14 protein-coding genes are annotated in these 15,094 nt (G+C 63.3%); 10 read left to right on the top strand and 4 right to left on the bottom strand.

What is annotated here, in order from left to right; genetic code table 11:
* From pltE to ACUXVH_RS29790, 3 genes are read left to right on the top strand one after another with little or no spacing between them, the layout of a single operon-like run.
* On the top strand, window positions 1–1,143 hold the full coding sequence (pltE, locus tag ACUXVH_RS29800) for an L-prolyl-[peptidyl-carrier protein] dehydrogenase (protein ID WP_011061083.1): 1,143 nt from the start codon (window positions 1–3) through the stop codon (window positions 1,141–1,143).
* Window positions 1,140–2,636: an L-proline--[L-prolyl-carrier protein] ligase gene (gene pltF, locus ACUXVH_RS29795; RefSeq protein WP_065363936.1), complete on the top strand. Its 1,497-nt coding sequence runs from the start codon at window positions 1,140–1,142 to the stop codon at window positions 2,634–2,636. The genes pltE and pltF overlap by 4 nt, the downstream gene beginning before the upstream one ends.
* Before the next feature lie 3 nt (window positions 2,637–2,639).
* Window positions 2,640–3,422 carry a thioesterase II family protein gene (locus tag ACUXVH_RS29790; RefSeq protein ID WP_011061085.1) on the top strand — a complete coding sequence of 261 codons (783 nt, stop codon included), beginning with the start codon at window positions 2,640–2,642 and terminating at the stop codon, window positions 3,420–3,422.
* A gap of 5 nt (window positions 3,423–3,427) precedes the next feature.
* On the opposite strand, the gene ACUXVH_RS29785 is transcribed toward ACUXVH_RS29790, so the two are convergent.
* Window positions 3,428–4,063 (bottom strand): TetR/AcrR family transcriptional regulator, encoded by a 636-nt coding sequence (locus tag ACUXVH_RS29785; RefSeq protein WP_026020031.1) that lies wholly within the window; start codon window positions 4,061–4,063, stop codon window positions 3,428–3,430.
* Window positions 4,064–4,174: 111 nt separating this feature from the next.
* Here ACUXVH_RS29785 and ACUXVH_RS29780 point away from each other — a divergent pair, with 111 nt between their 5' ends.
* The 7 genes from ACUXVH_RS29780 (at window position 4,175) to ACUXVH_RS29750 (ending at window position 12,083) form a co-directional block, all read left to right on the top strand.
* On the top strand, window positions 4,175–5,188 hold the full coding sequence (locus ACUXVH_RS29780; protein ID WP_445496640.1) for an HlyD family efflux transporter periplasmic adaptor subunit: 1,014 nt from the start codon (window positions 4,175–4,177) through the stop codon (window positions 5,186–5,188).
* Window positions 5,185–6,954 carry an ATP-binding cassette domain-containing protein gene (locus ACUXVH_RS29775; protein WP_041117996.1) on the top strand — a complete coding sequence of 590 codons (1,770 nt, stop codon included), beginning with the start codon at window positions 5,185–5,187 and terminating at the stop codon, window positions 6,952–6,954. The genes ACUXVH_RS29780 and ACUXVH_RS29775 overlap by 4 nt, the downstream gene beginning before the upstream one ends.
* A 3-nt stretch (window positions 6,955–6,957) precedes the next feature.
* Window positions 6,958–8,106 carry an ABC transporter permease gene (locus ACUXVH_RS29770; protein WP_019093651.1) on the top strand — a complete coding sequence of 383 codons (1,149 nt, stop codon included), beginning with the start codon at window positions 6,958–6,960 and terminating at the stop codon, window positions 8,104–8,106.
* A 4-nt stretch (window positions 8,107–8,110) separates the two neighbouring features.
* Window positions 8,111–9,229 carry an ABC transporter permease gene (locus ACUXVH_RS29765; protein ID WP_015635464.1) on the top strand — a complete coding sequence of 373 codons (1,119 nt, stop codon included), beginning with the start codon at window positions 8,111–8,113 and terminating at the stop codon, window positions 9,227–9,229.
* An 11-nt stretch (window positions 9,230–9,240) separates the two neighbouring features.
* A complete protein-coding gene (locus ACUXVH_RS29760) occupies window positions 9,241–10,737 on the top strand; it encodes an efflux transporter outer membrane subunit (protein WP_019095976.1) in 1,497 nt (498 codons plus the stop codon).
* 71 nt (window positions 10,738–10,808) lie between these two features.
* Entirely contained in the window at window positions 10,809–11,408 is a 600-nt protein-coding gene (locus tag ACUXVH_RS29755) for a LysE family translocator (protein ID WP_170866300.1), read from the top strand.
* 285 nt (window positions 11,409–11,693) lie between these two features.
* On the top strand, window positions 11,694–12,083 hold the full coding sequence (locus ACUXVH_RS29750; protein WP_255313422.1) for a hypothetical protein: 390 nt from the start codon (window positions 11,694–11,696) through the stop codon (window positions 12,081–12,083).
* 192 nt (window positions 12,084–12,275) lie between these two features.
* Here ACUXVH_RS29750 and ACUXVH_RS29745 read toward each other — a convergent pair whose 3' ends face one another.
* The 3 genes from ACUXVH_RS29745 to ACUXVH_RS29735 form a co-directional block, all read right to left on the bottom strand.
* Window positions 12,276–13,274, bottom strand: coding sequence for an NADP-dependent oxidoreductase (locus ACUXVH_RS29745; RefSeq protein ID WP_065363937.1), 999 nt, complete (start codon window positions 13,272–13,274; stop codon window positions 12,276–12,278).
* Window positions 13,275–13,341: 67 nt separating this feature from the next.
* Window positions 13,342–14,211 carry an alpha/beta fold hydrolase gene (locus tag ACUXVH_RS29740; RefSeq protein WP_065363938.1) on the bottom strand — a complete coding sequence of 290 codons (870 nt, stop codon included), beginning with the start codon at window positions 14,209–14,211 and terminating at the stop codon, window positions 13,342–13,344.
* 75 nt (window positions 14,212–14,286) lie between these two features.
* Window positions 14,287–15,075, bottom strand: coding sequence for an SDR family NAD(P)-dependent oxidoreductase (locus tag ACUXVH_RS29735; protein ID WP_065363939.1), 789 nt, complete (start codon window positions 15,073–15,075; stop codon window positions 14,287–14,289).
* Between the last annotated feature and the right edge of the window lie 19 nt (window positions 15,076–15,094).

Below are 15,094 nucleotides of genomic sequence, written 5' to 3'. Positions count from 1 at the left end.
ATGGACTTCAACTACGACGATACCCAGAAAAAACATGCGGCCATGATCGCCCAGGTGTGTGCCGAGCAACTGGCGGCCTGTGGCAATGAACACTCGCGGTATTTCACCGCCCGGCAATGGGCGATCTGCGGCGAGGCCGGATTGCTGGGGCTGTCGATTCCCCGGGAATACGGTGGCCAGGGCCTGGGTGCACTGTCGACGGCCATTGCCATGCACGCCTTTGGCCTGGGTTGCACAGACATGGGCCTGGTGTTCGCGGCGGCGGCCCACCAGTTTGCCTGTGCGATGCCGATCGTCGAGTTCGCAACAGCGGAAACCAAACGCGATGTGTTGCCCAAACTCGCCAGCGGTGAATTCATCGGCTCCAACGCAATCACCGAACCCGAGGCCGGCTCCGACTCCAGCAATTTGAAGAGCCGTGCCTGGCCCCAGGCCGATGGCAGTTATCGCCTTGACGGCCACAAGAGCTTTGCCGGCAATGCGCCGATTGCCGACATCTTCGTGACCTATGCCACCACCCAGCCCGAGTACGGTGCCCTGGGGGTCAGCGGTTTTATCGTCCACCGCAGCAGTGCGGGGCTCAGGGTCAGTGAGCCCCTGGACAAGGTATGCCTGAGAAGCTGCCCCGCGGGTGAAGTGTTCTTTGACGATTGCAGGGTTCCTGAGGTCAACCGCCTGGGTGAGGAGGGGCAGGGCCGGCAGGTGTTCCAGAGCTCCATGGGCTGGGAGCGTGCCTGCCTGTTCGCAGCGTTCCTGGGGATGATGGAACGGCAACTGGAACAGACCATCGAGCATGCGCGCACCCGGCGCCAGTTTGGCAAGCCGATTGGCGACAACCAGGCGGTTTCGCACCGTATCGCGCAAATGAAGCTGCGCCTGGAGTCGGCGCGGTTGCTGCTGTTCCGGGCGTGCTGGGGCATGGACCAGGGCGATCCGGGGCAGCTCAACATTGCCCTGTCGAAACTGGCCATCAGTGAAGGGGCGCTGGCATCTAGCATCGATGCGGTGAGGATTTTCGGCGGCCGGGGCTGCCTGGAGTCTTTCGGGATCGAGGCGATGCTGCGCGACTCCATCGGCACTACGATCTTTTCCGGCACCAGCGACATGCAGCACGAGATCATTGCCCGGGAGCTGAAGCTATGAAGCTGCTCCATGAACGGATGATGCACAGCCTTGCCCGCTACCCGCGGCAGACGGCGGTGGTGGATGAGCAGGATGCCTTGAGCTACGAGGCGCTGGAGCTCAGGATCCGGGAATTCGTGGCAATGCTCTGTGCCCTGGGGGTCGGCCAGGGGCAGCGGATCCTGCTCTGGGCGCACAAGTCGGTGGACCTGGTGGCGGTCATGCAGGCGGCCCTGCGGCTGGGGGTGGTGTATGTGCCGGTGGACCCTCTGAGCCCGGTGTCGCGCCTGGAAAAGATCGCCGGGGATTCCCAGGCCGTGCTGGTCCTCTGCACCGCGGCACGCCAGGAAGAACTCGCCGGCTCCGCGCTTGCCCAGGTGCGCAGCGTGGTCCTGGACGACCCGGCCAGCGCCGGCTACTGGCGCAACATCGATACCGGCTCCAGCGTAGTGCCTACGCTGCGCATCCAGCCGGACGATCTGGCCTACATCCTCTACACCTCCGGGTCCACCGGCGTGCCCAAAGGGGTTGCGCTCAGCCACGGCAATGCCCTGGCCTTCGTCGACTGGGCGTGCGAGCGCTATTGCTTCCAGCCTGGCGAGCGTTTCGCCAACCATGCCCCCCTGCATTTCGACCTGTCGGTCCTGGACATCTACTGCGCGCTCAATGTGGGCGCGACGGTGTGCCTGGTTCCCGAGTCGATCGCGTTCTCGCCGCGGCTGCTGACCGACTTCATCCGCCAGCACGAAATCAGCATCTGGTACTCGGTGCCCTCGGTACTCATGATGATGATGCAAGACGGCGACTTGCTCAGCGATATCCAGGACACCCTGCGGGTACTGTTGTTCGCCGGCGAGCCTTTTCCGGTCAAGCACCTGCGTGACCTGCGCGCGGCCTATGCCGATGTGCGTCTGGCCAATCTCTTCGGCCCCACGGAAACCAATGTGTGCACCGCATTCGAGGTCGGCGCCATCGATCCCGAGCGCGTGCTCCCGGTGCCCATCGGCACGGCCGCCTCCGGCAACCAGGTGTGGGCGCAAAAGCCTGATGGCAGCCGCTGTGCAGTGGGTGAAGAAGGTGAGCTGGTGGTGCAGGGGCCTACGGTCATGCTGGGCTATTTCGCCAAGCCGGCTCAGGAGGGGCCCTACAAGACCGGCGATATGGTCAGGCAGCGGCCTGACGGCAACTACGAATACCTGGGGCGTCGTGACGACATGCTCAAGGTGCGTGGCAACCGGATCGAGCGCGGGGAAGTCGAAGCCGCGCTGCTGGCCCATCCCCAGGTCAGCGAGGCCGCCGTGCTGGTGGTCGGGGAGGGGATGAACGCGCAGTTGTGGGGCGTGCTGGTCGCTCACACCCGGGACGCTCTTTCGCTGATCGACCTCAAGCGCCACTGCGCCCAGCGCCTGCCTCGCTACATGATCATCGACAAGGTGCTGTGCCTGGACGCACTGCCACGCAACGCCAATGGCAAGGTCGATCGCTTCGCCCTGGCCAGGCAGGTGGAGGGCTGACCCATGGGAACTCCATCACGCGTGGCCAAGGACGCCTGGTTTCCCTATGCCAGCCGGCCTCGGGGCAAGATGCGCCTGTTCACCTTTCCCTATGCCGGGAGCGGGGCCTCGGTCTTTCATCGCTGGTTCCTGCCCCTGTACGACCAGGTCGACCTGTATGCCTTGCAGTTGCCGGGCCGCGAGGGTCGCAGCCAGGAGGCCTGCTACAGCGACATGCAGGCGGCGGCCAATGACGTGGCCGACTGCCTGGAGCAGTTTGGCGATGACATCCCCTGCTGTTTCTTCGGCCACAGCATGGGCGCCTTGCTGGCCTTTGCGGTCGCCGGTGTGCTGCAGGAGCGGCGGTTGCCGATGCCGCAGCAACTGATGCTCTCGGGCATGGTTGCGCCCCATGTGCGGCAACGGGTAGCACCGCTGCACCAGCTGCCGGCAGAGCAGGCCATCGCCGCGCTGCAGGCCATGGGGGGCGTGCCGGCGGTGGTGCTGGCCGAGGAGGACCTGATGCAGATGTACCTGCCCATCATTCAGGCCGACATACAGATGGTCTACTCCTACGCCGGTGCCCAGCCGCAGCCGCTGGACACCCGCATGATCTGCCTGAGCGGCGCCCAGGACCTGATTGCGCCGCCTGCGCAGATGCAGCAGTGGCGGCGCTACACCCTGGGCGGCTTCGAGCAGTTCGTGTTTGCCGGTGGCCATTTCTTTCTCGACGCCCAGGTCATGTCGCGGGTCAAAACAGTGCTGGGCAGCGCCCTGCACAATCAGCCTGGCAGTCTGGCGGTGTGAGCCGACTATTGGGCAATGGCCGCGAGGCCGGACCTGGCGAACAGCTTGAAGTGGGCTTTCAGGGCGTTGGCGTCGTGTTGCAGGACGGCTTGCAGTGGGCTGGGCTGCTGGCGATCTATCACCGCCAGCATCAGGCAGGGCGCGATGATGCTGATGGTGCAACGCGCCAGCGCCGGGTCACCGATCGGAAAGCCGGTGATCTCGCTGATGAGCGCTTCCAGCAGGCGGAATTTGGGCATCACTTCTTCTTGCACAAGGCTGGTGAAATGGACAGTGGGCGCCAGTATTTCCCGTGCACAGACTTTGCTTTGCCAGCTCTGCTCATCGAGCACCCGGGTGACGATGGCATCGATGAAGCTATCGAGCTTGATCAGCGCCGGCTCTTCGCTTTGCGCCAGCTGCGACAGGGCTTCGAAGCTCACCAGCTGCTTGTGTCCCTCGATCAGCACCGCCTTGTACAGGGCTTCCCGACTACCGAAGTGGTAGTTGATGGCGGCGAGGTCGGCGCCGGCTTCTTCACAGATGAGCTTGCTCGCGGTGTTGGCATAGCCATGCTGGGCAAACAGGCGGGCAGCCACTTCGAGAATGCGGATTTTAGTGTGTTCGCCGTCGCTTCTGCTGGTTCTGCGTCGCGTGTTCATGATGTTCCTCGTGGTCTGAGCGGGGGGTTGCTTCATGGCCAGTATCTGTTATTTTCTAATTTAAATTCAAATTGAATTTTAATTAAGCCTTGGCAAACAAAGGACTCATGGATGAAGAAGCAGTTGATTGTAGGGGTTGCCGTACTGCTGGTGGCCACAGCGGGTGTTTCCTGGTTTCTCCTTCGCCCCGAGAAGCAGAACGACCACCTCAAGCTCCATGGCAACGTCGACATTCGCCAGATGTCACTGGCGTTCGACGGCAGTGAGCGAATCGCCGCGCTGTATGCCGAAGAGGGCGACCTGGTGCAGCCAGGCCAGGTCCTGGCGGAACTCGACACACGCACACTGCGCCTGGAAATAAATCGCTCCAAGGCCAGGATCGGCGCCCAGGAACAGGCGCTGCTGCGCTTGAAAAATGGCACACGGCCTCAAGAGGTCGAGCAGTCCAAGGCACGTTTTGATGCCGCCCAGGCGCAAATGCAGCTGGCTCAACTGCACATGCAGCGCCTGCGCAGGATCGCCGACGACACCCAGGGCAAGGGCGTCAGCCAGCAACGCCTGGACCAGGCAGCCGCCCGCTTGCAAGTGGCCAAGGCCCAGTCGCAGGAGCAGCGCGAATCCTGGACCCTGGCCAAGATCGGCCCACGCAATGAAGACATCGCCCAGGCCACGGCCGACCTGCAAGCCTCCAGGGCCGACCTGGACCTGCTGGAACATTACCTGGCGCGCGCTCAGCTCAAGGCGCCGACCCAGGCCCGGATCCGCACGCGCCTGCTGGAGCCGGGGGATATGGCCTCGCCGCAGCGCCCGGTGTTTGCCCTGGCCCTGACCGACCCCAAGTGGGTACGGGCCTATGTCAACGAGCGCCAGTTGGGCCACATACGTGCGGACCAGATGGCGCGGGTCTACACCGACAGCTTTCCTGACCAGGCCATCGACGGCAAAGTCGGCTACATCTCCTCGGTTGCCGAATTCACCCCCAAGTCGGTGGAAACGGAAGACCTGCGCACCAGCCTGGTCTACGAGATCCGGGTGCTGGTCAAGGACCCTGACGATCGCCTGCGGCTCGGTATGCCGGCGACCGTCTACCTTGACCAGGCACCGGTGGCCGGGGCCACGCCATGAGTGCGCCAGCGGTAACGGTTCAGGCTGTTGAACTGGTCAAGCGCTTTCGCAGTGGAACGCGAGAACAGTTGGCTCTAGAGCAGGTTTCTCTGGAGGTGCCCAGTGGCAAGTTGAGTGCCCTGGTGGGGCCGGACGGGGCCGGAAAAACCACCCTGTTGCGGATGATTGCCGGCTTGCTCAAGGCCGACGAAGGGCTGTTGAAGGTGCTGGGGCTGGACGTCGCCGCAGATCCGCAGCAGGTGCAGGACCTCATCAGCTACATGCCCCAGAAGTTCGGCCTGTACGAAGACCTGACGATCCAGGAAAACCTCGAACTCTACGCCGACCTGCATGGCGTGCGCGCCCAGCAGCGCGAGGAGCGCTTTTCCCGGTTGCTGCAGATGATGGACCTGACGCGTTTTCGCGACCGGCTGGCCGGACAGCTTTCCGGCGGCATGAAACAGAAACTGGGGCTGGCCTGTACCCTGGTCCGTTCACCGCAACTGTTGCTGCTGGACGAGCCCACCGTGGGGGTGGATCCGCTGTCGCGGCGGGAACTGTGGAGCATCATCGAACAACTGATCGAGCAGGAAAACCTCACGGTGCTGATCAGCACTGCCTACATGGACGAGGCCCAGCGTTGCGCCCAGGTCTTTGTGCTGTACCAGGGGCGGCTGATCGCCCAGGGGCCACCGGCGCAGTTGTGCCATCTGGCGCAGGGCCTGTGCTATGGCGTCGGCCCCGAGGCCGGCACCCCGGCCAGGCTGTTGCAGGCGCGCTTGCTTGACGACAATGAACACATCATAGATGCCGTGCCCGAAGGCGGCATGGTTCGCTTTATCCGCAGCGCCCAGGTGCCTCTGCAGGCCATTCCATCCCTGGCTGGCCAGGCCTCTCCCCAGGCGCTGGAGGCCCGCCTCGAAGATGGCTTCATGGTGTTGCTCCGGCAACAGGTTGGCAGCGTTGCAAGCCTGGACGAGCCGGCGCAGGCGCCCGCCAGCGACGGCCAGGGCGACGCTGCCTCTGGGCGTGCGGTGGTCATCGAGGTCCGCGACCTGGTGCGCAAGTTCGGGGACTTCACCGCGGTTGCCAGCACCTCGTTCGAGGTGTTGAAGGGCGAGATATTCGGCTTACTGGGCCCCAACGGAGCCGGCAAGACCACCACGTTTCGCATGCTTTGCGGTTTGCTTCCCGCCTCCAGCGGGCACCTTGAGGTGGCTGGCGTCAACCTGCGCACCGCACGTGCGGCGGCGCGGCGCAAGATCGGCTACGTCTCGCAGAAGTTCGCCCTGTACGCGAACCTGTCGGCCCTGGAGAACCTGCGCTTCTTCGGCGGCGCCTATGGCCTGCACGGCGCGAAGCTGAAAGCGCGGGTGGCGTTGATGCTCGAACAGTTCGACCTCGACGAACACAAGCACCTGCGCAGCGGCGAGCTGCCCGGTGGCTACAAGCAGCGCCTGGCCATGGCGGTCGCGTTGCTGCACGAGCCGCAGATCCTGTTTCTCGACGAACCCACCAGCGGTATCGACCCCTTGGCCCGCCGGGCATTCTGGCGCCGTATCACCGCCCTGGCGCAAAGCGGCACGACGATCGTGATCACCACCCACTTCATGGAAGAGGCCGAGTACTGCGACCGTATCGTCATCCAGGATGCCGGACGGCTGCTGGCCCTGGGCACTCCGGAACAGGTACGCCACCAGGGCAGCGAGTCGCTTGCCGACATGAACAGCGCCTTCATTGCCGTGGTCGAGCGTGCTCGGGCCCAGGCCAGCGCCCCGGTGCAGTGAGGAATGACCATGACTGACTCCAATCGATCCGCCTCAGGGTTCAGGCGCAGGCTCATTGCGCTCACCCGAAAGGAGTTGCGCCAATTGATGCGTGACAAGAGCAACCTGGCGATAGGCATTGTCCTGCCCATCGTACTGATCCTGATATTTGGCTACGGCCTGTCCCTGGACATTCGCAACACGCCGCTGGCCGTGGTCCTGGAAGACAGCTCCCCCAGCGCCCGCAGCGTGGTGGCGAAGCTTGCGAGTTCGGACTACTTCTCGGTGGTCCAGGTGACCAGCATGGCCGAGGCCCAAGCGCTGATGGACAAGCGTCGGGTCGACGGCATCGTGCGCGTGCCGGCGGATTTTTCCAGGCGCCTCGAACAGCAGGATGCGCGCTTGCAATTGCTCCTGCATGGCGCCGATGCCAACAGCGCGGCGACCCTTGGACGCTATGTCAGGGGCGCGCTGAATGTCTGGCAACAGCAGCAGTTCGACCGCTCCCGGCAGCCCCAGTCGGCCGGTCGGGTGCTGGTCGTCGAACGCATGTGGTTCAACGCCGCCAACAGCAGTACCTGGTACCTGGTGCCCGGGCTCATCGCCCTGATCATGACCCTGGTGGGTGCCTTCCTGACCTCTCTGGTACTGGCCCGGGAGTGGGAGCGGGGCACGCTCGAATCACTGTTCGTCACCCCGGTCAGGTCGATCGAAATACTCCTGGCCAAGATCATTCCCTATTTCCTGGTGGGCCTGCTGGGCCTGGTGATGTGCCTGGTTTCGGCGCGGTTGCTGTTCGAGGTACCGATCCAGGGTTCGCTGGTGCTCCTGCTGCTGAGCTCCATGCTCTACCTGCTGGTCACCCTGGGCATTGGCCTGCTGATTTCGGCGAAGACACGCAACCAGTTCCTGGCCAGCCAGATCGCGATCATCTTCAGCTTCCTGCCGGCGCTGATGCTCTCGGGGTTCCTCTTCGATCTGCGCAATGTGCCGACGTTCATCCGCGTGGTGGGCTCGATCCTGCCGGCGACTTACTTCATGGAGCTGGTCAAGACCCTGTTCCTGGCTGGCAACAACTGGCCATTGATCGCCAAGAACCTCGCAATCCTCGCGGCCTACGCCGTGTTCCTGTTGAACGCTGCACGCCTGTGCACCCGCAAGAAGCTGGATTGAAGCCATGGACAAGCTGATGAATTTCCTACGCGAGTTGCTGTTCCTGTTTCAGAAGGAGTTCCTGGCCATCGTCAAGGACCCGGCCAACCGGGTGATCCTGATTGCCCCGGCGATCGTCCAGTCATTGCTGTTCGGCTACGGCGCCACCTACGACCTGAACTACGTGCCCTATGCCGTGCTGGATCAGAGCCAGGGGCGCGCTTCGACAGAGCTTTTGGCACGCTTCGATGCCTCCGGGGTATTTGCCCGAGTGTCGACCCTGACCAGCGTCGATGAGATCGCCCCGGTAATCGACCGGGGCAGTGCCTTGCTGGTGCTGCATATCGCCGCAGACTTCGACGAGCGCCTGAGCCGGCATGAAAACGCCGGCTTGCAGTTGATCCTGGATGGGCGCAACTCGACGACCGCGGGAATGGCGGCCGGGCATATCGCCAACCTGGTGGCTGACTTCAACCAGCAGTTCCTGGCGGTGGACAACGCGCCGGTACGCCTGGAGACCCGTGCCTGGTTCAACCCCAACCTGCAAACCCGCTGGAACATAGTGCCGGGCCTGATCGCCGCGCTGAGCATGATCCAGACCCTGATGCTGGCGGCGTTGTCGGTAGCCAGGGAGCGCGAGCAGGGCACCTTCGACCAACTGCTGGTGACTCCGCTGACGCCTTTCGTGATCCTGCTGGGCAAGGCCCTGCCGTCGGTACTGATCGGTCTTTTGCAGTCCAGCCTGATCCTCCTCATCGGCCTGTTCTGGTTCAAGATCCCCATGATCGGCTCCGTGCTGGACCTGTACCTGGGGCTGTTCGTCTTCACCAGCGCCTGCGTGGGCATCGGGCTGTCGATCTCGGCGCTGTCGGCCAACATGCAGCAGGCCATGGTGTACACCTTCGTGCTGATGATGCCGCTGATCCTGCTCTCCGGCCTGATCACCCCGGTGCACAGCATGCCCGAGGCCCTGCAACTGCTGACCTATCTCGATCCGCTGCGCTTTGCCATCGACCTGGTCAGGAGGATCTACCTGGAGGGGGCAACGCTGGCGGATGTGTCCTGGAACCTGGTGCCCATGTTTGCCGTTGCGCTGGTGACCCTGCCGCTGGCTGCGTGGCTGTTTCGCAATCGATTGGTGTGATAAGGAACGTCATGAAAACTACTCACTCTGGATACCTGCGTAATGGGCTGACGCTGGCCATGCTGCTGGCCATCACCGCCTGCACCGTCGGGCCCGATTTCAAGGCCCCGGCAGTTCCCAGCCCGGAACGCTGGACGGATTGGCACAGTGGTCCGCCAGCGTCTTCGGTGCCGGGCAAAGCCCCGGCGACCACCTCGCAAACCGCAGACGGCAACTGGTGGCAGGTGTTTGGCGACCCGGTGCTGGACCAGCTGCAGGCCCAGGTGCGCGAAGGCAGCCCGGACCTGCACACGGCCTTGCTGCGGTTTGCCCAGGTGCGGTTGCAACGCCAGATAGTCGCTTCCCTGGAAACGCCCGAAGTGTCCTTTTCCGCGGCGGCTTCGCGAAACCGGCAAAGCCGGTATGCGCCGAACAATCGAATGCTTGAAGCCTTGGGCAGCGACAGTGATGCCCTGGAAAAGGTGCTTACCGACCCTTATAGCCTGTACCAGGCCGGGTTCGACGTTTCATGGGAGCTGGATCTCTGGGGGCGGGTGTCACGCCTGGGTGAAGCCGCCCAGGCCGAGGTCGATGGTGCGGCCGCGACCCTGGACGACGTGTTGCTCAGTGTCTCCAGCGAGCTGGCGCGAAACTACTTCGAAGTGCGTACCGCACAGCGCCAGACCCGTCTTCTGGAGCAGGAGGCACAGATCCTGGCCGCGCACCTGCAAGTGGTTGCCGTCCAGGCCCGGGAGGGCGAGGAAGACGGGTTCGCGGTGGAACGCCAAGAGGCACGGCTGGCCTCGCTGCATGCACAGATACCGGGTTGGAAGGCGCTGCACACCCAGGCGGGCAACCGTATTGCGCTGTTGCTGGGGGAGCATCCCGGAGCCCTGGAAACCTTGCTCGCGGAGCGGCCTGATAATGCCTTGAGCCGCCCGCTGCCCAACCTGCAGTTGGGCCTGCCTGGCGACCTGGCCCGGGAGCGTCCGGACATCCGCGCAGCCCAGGCCCGCTTGCACCGGGCGACGGCGGGCATCGGAGTGGCCGAGGCCGAACTGTACCCGAGCGTGATGCTGGGGGCCGATTTCGGCTTCGAATCCTACAAGAGCGGCCAGTTTGCCGACTGGAGCAGCCGCACCTGGTCGGTAGGGCCGCGCCTGGACCTGCCGCTGTTCGACCGTGGGCGGCGCAGCAAGACCGTGGTCCTGCGCACACTCGAACAGCAAGAGGCGGCCGTGGCATTTCACCGGACCGTACTGGCAGCCTGGCAGGAAGTGGACGATGCGATGAGCCGCTACCACAACGAATACCAGCGTGCCGCGCACCTCAAGGACAGCTATGACAGCAAGGCCCGCACCTATGAGTGGACCCGCGTCCGGTACGCGGCCGGGGAGGCCAGCTACCTGGAGGAACTGGAAGCGCAGCGCACCGTGCTGGAGGCGCAGCGCGACCTGGTCAATAGCGACAGTCAACTGCGTACTCACCTGATCAGCATTTACAAATCCATGGGTGGGCATTCCACCTGAGCCCCTGAAACGCTGCCTCTGGCAGCACTCCCCCCAGACCCACTTTCCTAACGGAATAGGAAGCCATGCAAATGGATGACCTCTACAAGATCGCGCTTTTTTCGTCCCTGATACTGGTAGTGCCGGGGCCCTCAAACACCTTGCTGCTGGCCTCGGGCTTCAAGTTCGGCGTGTTGCGCTCGCTGCCACTGGTGTTGATCGAAATGCTCGGCTACACCGTTTCGATCTGCACCTGGGGCTGGGGGCTTGTGCTGCTGTCCCACGACTACCCGTGGCTGATCCACCTGATCAAGCTGCTGTGCGCCTTGTACATCGCGGCGCTGGCCTTGAAGACCTGGAAGACCTCCACCACCGGAGCCCAGCACACCGAGCGCTTTGAGAGCTGGCCACGGCACCTGTTGATTGCGACCTTGCTCAACCCCAAGGGGCTGATCTTCGCCAGTGTGATCTTCCCGGCCACCTCATTCGCCAGCCTGGGGGATTTCCTGCCGTCATTGAGCGCTTTCTTCCTGGCACTGGCGCCAATAGCCTTGCTCTGGGTCTCGCTGGGGGCGGGCATTCGAGCCCAATACCTGGGGCGGGTTTCTGGACCGCTGTTTTCCCGGGGCACCGCCGTCGTTCTGGCGCTGTTTTCCGCCACCCTCACTTACACCGTGGTTCGTGCGGTGTAGGTGTTTTTGCCGCGGCTTTCAGCGCCCAAGTGAGGCTAGGGCAATGGCGCTGCTGAGAGAGGCCCTTGTACCCCCCGTGTTCCAGCACCACTCTGTTGTCGCCAACACCCGGGGGGCTCATTCCATGTAGCGCAGGAAAAAATGGGTGCGACCGCGAACAGCCTCGACAACCGTTGAAACCACGGCTTGCCGGTCCTCCTCGGTGGCCTTGATCCGATGAACAGGGCGTTTGGCGGATGTTAATCTGCGCCTCCCGGACAAACGGTGGGCCAGTGGATGCAGAGGATGTTGAGTGAAGCCGAGCTTCACAAGGTGCTGGAATCGATCGAAAGCGACTCCTGCCATGACCTGAATCTTCTGTATGACGGGATGCAGATAGACCGGTGTGCTCTTTTCAATCAAGTCGCCATGGCGGTGGCCCGGCTCTTTATCGAGGGGCAGCGCGACTTTCATTACGGCGATGCGGTCATGAATACCTTGTTCAGTGACATTGTTGATGTGTCCTTGAACGCTGACATGCCCGAGCCGGCCTTTTCCATCTACCTCGCGTTTGATGCGGGAGAGTATCGTCACCCGGGGGATGGGCAGGATGAGTTGCCTTGGGAAAAGTGGACGCGGCCGGCGCTTGAACGGATTCTGCGCGAAGCCGATGAGGGGGCGTCGGCCGAGGTTTAGCCGGCCTGGGTTGTCGCCAGAAAAGCCGACGGACCTACGGCTCCAGCATCAAGCGGTGCCAAAGGATCTGTGGCGGCGCAACAGCATCCGCCGGCACTTGCGGTGCAGGTTTGTCCGGCGCCTGCGCTGGCGTTGCCTCGTCGGGTTCAGGGGTTGTCGTCGATTCAGTCGGGTCATCGGTAGGCGATGGGGTCATTTGATCCTGACCACCACCTTGCCCTTGGTTCGTCCCTGCTCGACGTACTGCAAGGCCTCTGCCGTCGATTCGAAACTGAAGCTGCGGTCAACCACAGGCTTGATGATTCCGGCCTCGATCAGCGCGGTGATCTGTTGCAGCTGGGCGCCATCGGCCCGCATGAACACAAAGGCGTAGCGGACGTCCCGCTGGCGCGCCTTGCGCCGGATACCGAAGCTCAAGAGGCGCATGACCTGCTGCAACGGCCAGGCCAGCCCTTGCTCCTGGGCGAATTGCACCGTGGGTGGCCCGGAGATGGAAATCAGCTGTCCGCCGGGCTTGAGGACCTTGAGGGACTTTTCCAGTACGTCGCTGCCCAGGCTGTTCAACACCAGGTCGTAGCCATGCAAGAGGCTTTCGAAGTTCTGCTGCTTGTAGTCGATTACCTGATCGGCGCCCAGGGCTTTGACCCATTCGACATTCGCCGTGCTGGTGGTGGTCGCGACGAAAGCGCCGAGGTGTTTGGCCAGCTGGATGGCAAGGGTGCCGACACCGCCTGCGCCTGCGTGGATCAGCACTTTCTGGCCCTTTTTCACCTGCGCGGTTTCCACCAGCACTTGCCAGGCGGTGAGTGCAACCAAGGGGATCGACGCGGCCTCGGTCATGCTGGTGTTGGCAGGTTTCAGGGCGATTGCGTTTTCGTTCACGGCGATCCACTGGGCGAACGTCCCGATCCGTGTTTCAGGCGGGCGCGCGTAGACTTCGTCTCCCGGCTTGAAGCGTTGCACTTGGGGGCCAACCTCAACCACGACGCCCGCCAGGTCGTTGCCCAGTACCAGCGGCAATGCATAGGGCAGGATCAGCTTGAATTCGCCGTTGCGGATCTTCGAGTCCAGCACGTTGACGCTGCTGGCGTGGACCTCGATCAACACGTCGTGGGCACCTACCGTTGGCGTGGGCGCTTCGCCAATGCGCCCGCTGTTCTTGCCATAGCGATCAATTAGAAAGGCTTTCATCGTGGTGCGGCTCTTGTCGGTTGGAATAGGTGTGGGCGGTGCTTGGGTGGGGTTGCTGTCATGGGGCTCAGTCGTCAAGGAACGCCCGGGTCTTGGCCACGAAGTCCGCGTGGTACTGGAAGATGCCGCCGTGCCCGGCATCCTCATACATCACCAGCTGTGCGTTGGGGATCCGCTTGGCCAGGGCATGAGAGTTGATGCTGGGCACCATGATGTCGTTGTCGCCATTGACGATCAGCGTCGGCGCCCGCAAGTGGCCCAGGTTCTGCGGCGCCTGTCTGCCCCACGCGGTGATGGCTTGCAGCTGGCGCCGGAAGGCGCCGGGCGTTGGGCCCTTGTCGCGATGCTTGCTGCGAGCTTTCAGGCGTTGCAGATATTCCGAGGCGGCTCGACGACCATGGGGCGTCGAGGTAAAGAACAGGTAGTACTTGGGATCGCGCAAGGTCAGCAAGCCTTTGAGCATCAAGGGCCAGGTCACCGAGCCGACCTTGTCGATACCGATGCCGCCGGCCGGTCCGGTGCCGGTGAGAATCAAGCGGTGCACCAATTGGGGGGCTTGCAGGGCAATGTCCTGAGCGACGAAGCCGCCGAGTGAAAAGCCCAGCACATCGACGCTCTTGAACCCCAGGGCCTGTATCAGCCCAATGGCGTCTTGCGCCATGTCGCCGACCGTCAGCGGGGCGGTTCCACCCGAGCCGCCGATGCCGCGATAGTCGGTGGTGATGACTCGCCGGGTCTGTGCCAGCCCATCGATGATTGCCGGGTCGAAGTTGTCCAGCACCGCGCCCCAGTGGTTAAACAGCACCAGGGGCACGCCGCCCGCGGGACCGGTATCGCGATAGGCGAAGGGAATGCCCCTGACCATGATCGACTGGTTCGCCGCGTTGATGAACGACGTCTGCAAAGCCGGGGGGAAGGTTGTCTGCGTTGGATTCATTGCTACTCCGAACAGCGGACCGGATTCGTCGCAGTGCCTGCCGCGAATCCGCCGCGAATGCTCGCTACCTGAAGATCACTCTTGGGTCTGGTAACGCTGGGCAACCTCGGATTGACGGATGTGCCCCAGCAGGCCCTGACGTGCGCTCTGCAGGTCATCCCAGGGTTCAGCCTGTTGCAGTGGCGGGATGGTCACCGGTTCGCGCCGATCGAAACCGACCAGTGCGGCATCCACCAGATTGCCCACTTCCATGATTTCGTCCAGGGTATTGATGTCGACGCCGGAGCGGTCCCAGATTTCCGTGCGGGTGGCGGCCGGCAGCACGGCCTGCACGTACACGCCCCGGGGCGACAGTTCCAGGCTCAGGCCCTGGGACAGGAACAGCACGAAAGCCTTGGTTGCACCATAGACCGTCATGCCGAACTCCGGCGCCAGGCCCACCACCGAACCGATGTTGATGATCGCGCCGTCACCGGCTTTGGCCAGGCGCGGGGCAATGGCACTGGCCAGCCGCACCAGTGCCGTGGTGTTGAGGGCAACCAGTTGCGCTACGCTGTCGGTGCTTTGCTCGATGAAGTTGCCGGACAGCGCGGCGCCGGCGTTATTGATGAGGATGCCGATACGGGCGTCGTCGCGCAGGCGGCTTTCAACGGTTGTCAGATCGCTGAGTTGGGTCAAATCCGCTTTCATCACCTCGACGGCGACCCCGTGTTCGCCGCGCAGTCGGGCTGCAAGTGCGTCCAGGCGTGCCCGGTCGCGGGCAACCAGGACCAGATCATGGCCACGTTGCGCGAAGCGCTCGGCGTAGATGGCTCCGATGCCAGTGGAGGCGCCAGTGATGAGAACGGTAGGGCGAGTGTTCATGGGGTCATCTCTCTTTCAA

The organism is Pseudomonas sp. 8(2025) (assembly GCF_052665325.1).
Note: the sequence above shows the minus strand (reverse complement) of the source record. Positions and strands in the feature narration are given on the sequence as shown.

Excerpts from the sequence above, each read along its gene's own strand:
- pltE (WP_011061083.1), top strand. The coding sequence starts at position 1 with ATGGACTTCAACTACGACGATACCCAGAAAAAACATGCGGCCATGATC.
- pltF (WP_065363936.1), top strand. The coding sequence starts at position 1,140 with ATGAAGCTGCTCCATGAACGGATGATGCACAGCCTTGCCCGCTACCCG.
- ACUXVH_RS29790 (WP_011061085.1), top strand. The coding sequence starts at position 2,640 with ATGGGAACTCCATCACGCGTGGCCAAGGACGCCTGGTTTCCCTATGCC.
- ACUXVH_RS29785 (WP_026020031.1), bottom strand. The coding sequence starts at position 4,063 with ATGAACACGCGACGCAGAACCAGCAGAAGCGACGGCGAACACACTAAA.
- ACUXVH_RS29780 (WP_445496640.1), top strand. The coding sequence starts at position 4,175 with ATGAAGAAGCAGTTGATTGTAGGGGTTGCCGTACTGCTGGTGGCCACA.
- ACUXVH_RS29775 (WP_041117996.1), top strand. The coding sequence starts at position 5,185 with ATGAGTGCGCCAGCGGTAACGGTTCAGGCTGTTGAACTGGTCAAGCGC.
- ACUXVH_RS29770 (WP_019093651.1), top strand. The coding sequence starts at position 6,958 with ATGACCATGACTGACTCCAATCGATCCGCCTCAGGGTTCAGGCGCAGG.
- ACUXVH_RS29765 (WP_015635464.1), top strand. The coding sequence starts at position 8,111 with ATGGACAAGCTGATGAATTTCCTACGCGAGTTGCTGTTCCTGTTTCAG.
- ACUXVH_RS29760 (WP_019095976.1), top strand. The coding sequence starts at position 9,241 with ATGAAAACTACTCACTCTGGATACCTGCGTAATGGGCTGACGCTGGCC.
- ACUXVH_RS29755 (WP_170866300.1), top strand. The coding sequence starts at position 10,809 with ATGGATGACCTCTACAAGATCGCGCTTTTTTCGTCCCTGATACTGGTA.
- ACUXVH_RS29750 (WP_255313422.1), top strand. The coding sequence starts at position 11,694 with ATGTTGAGTGAAGCCGAGCTTCACAAGGTGCTGGAATCGATCGAAAGC.
- ACUXVH_RS29745 (WP_065363937.1), bottom strand. The coding sequence starts at position 13,274 with ATGAAAGCCTTTCTAATTGATCGCTATGGCAAGAACAGCGGGCGCATT.
- ACUXVH_RS29740 (WP_065363938.1), bottom strand. The coding sequence starts at position 14,211 with ATGAATCCAACGCAGACAACCTTCCCCCCGGCTTTGCAGACGTCGTTC.
- ACUXVH_RS29735 (WP_065363939.1), bottom strand. The coding sequence starts at position 15,075 with ATGAACACTCGCCCTACCGTTCTCATCACTGGCGCCTCCACTGGCATC.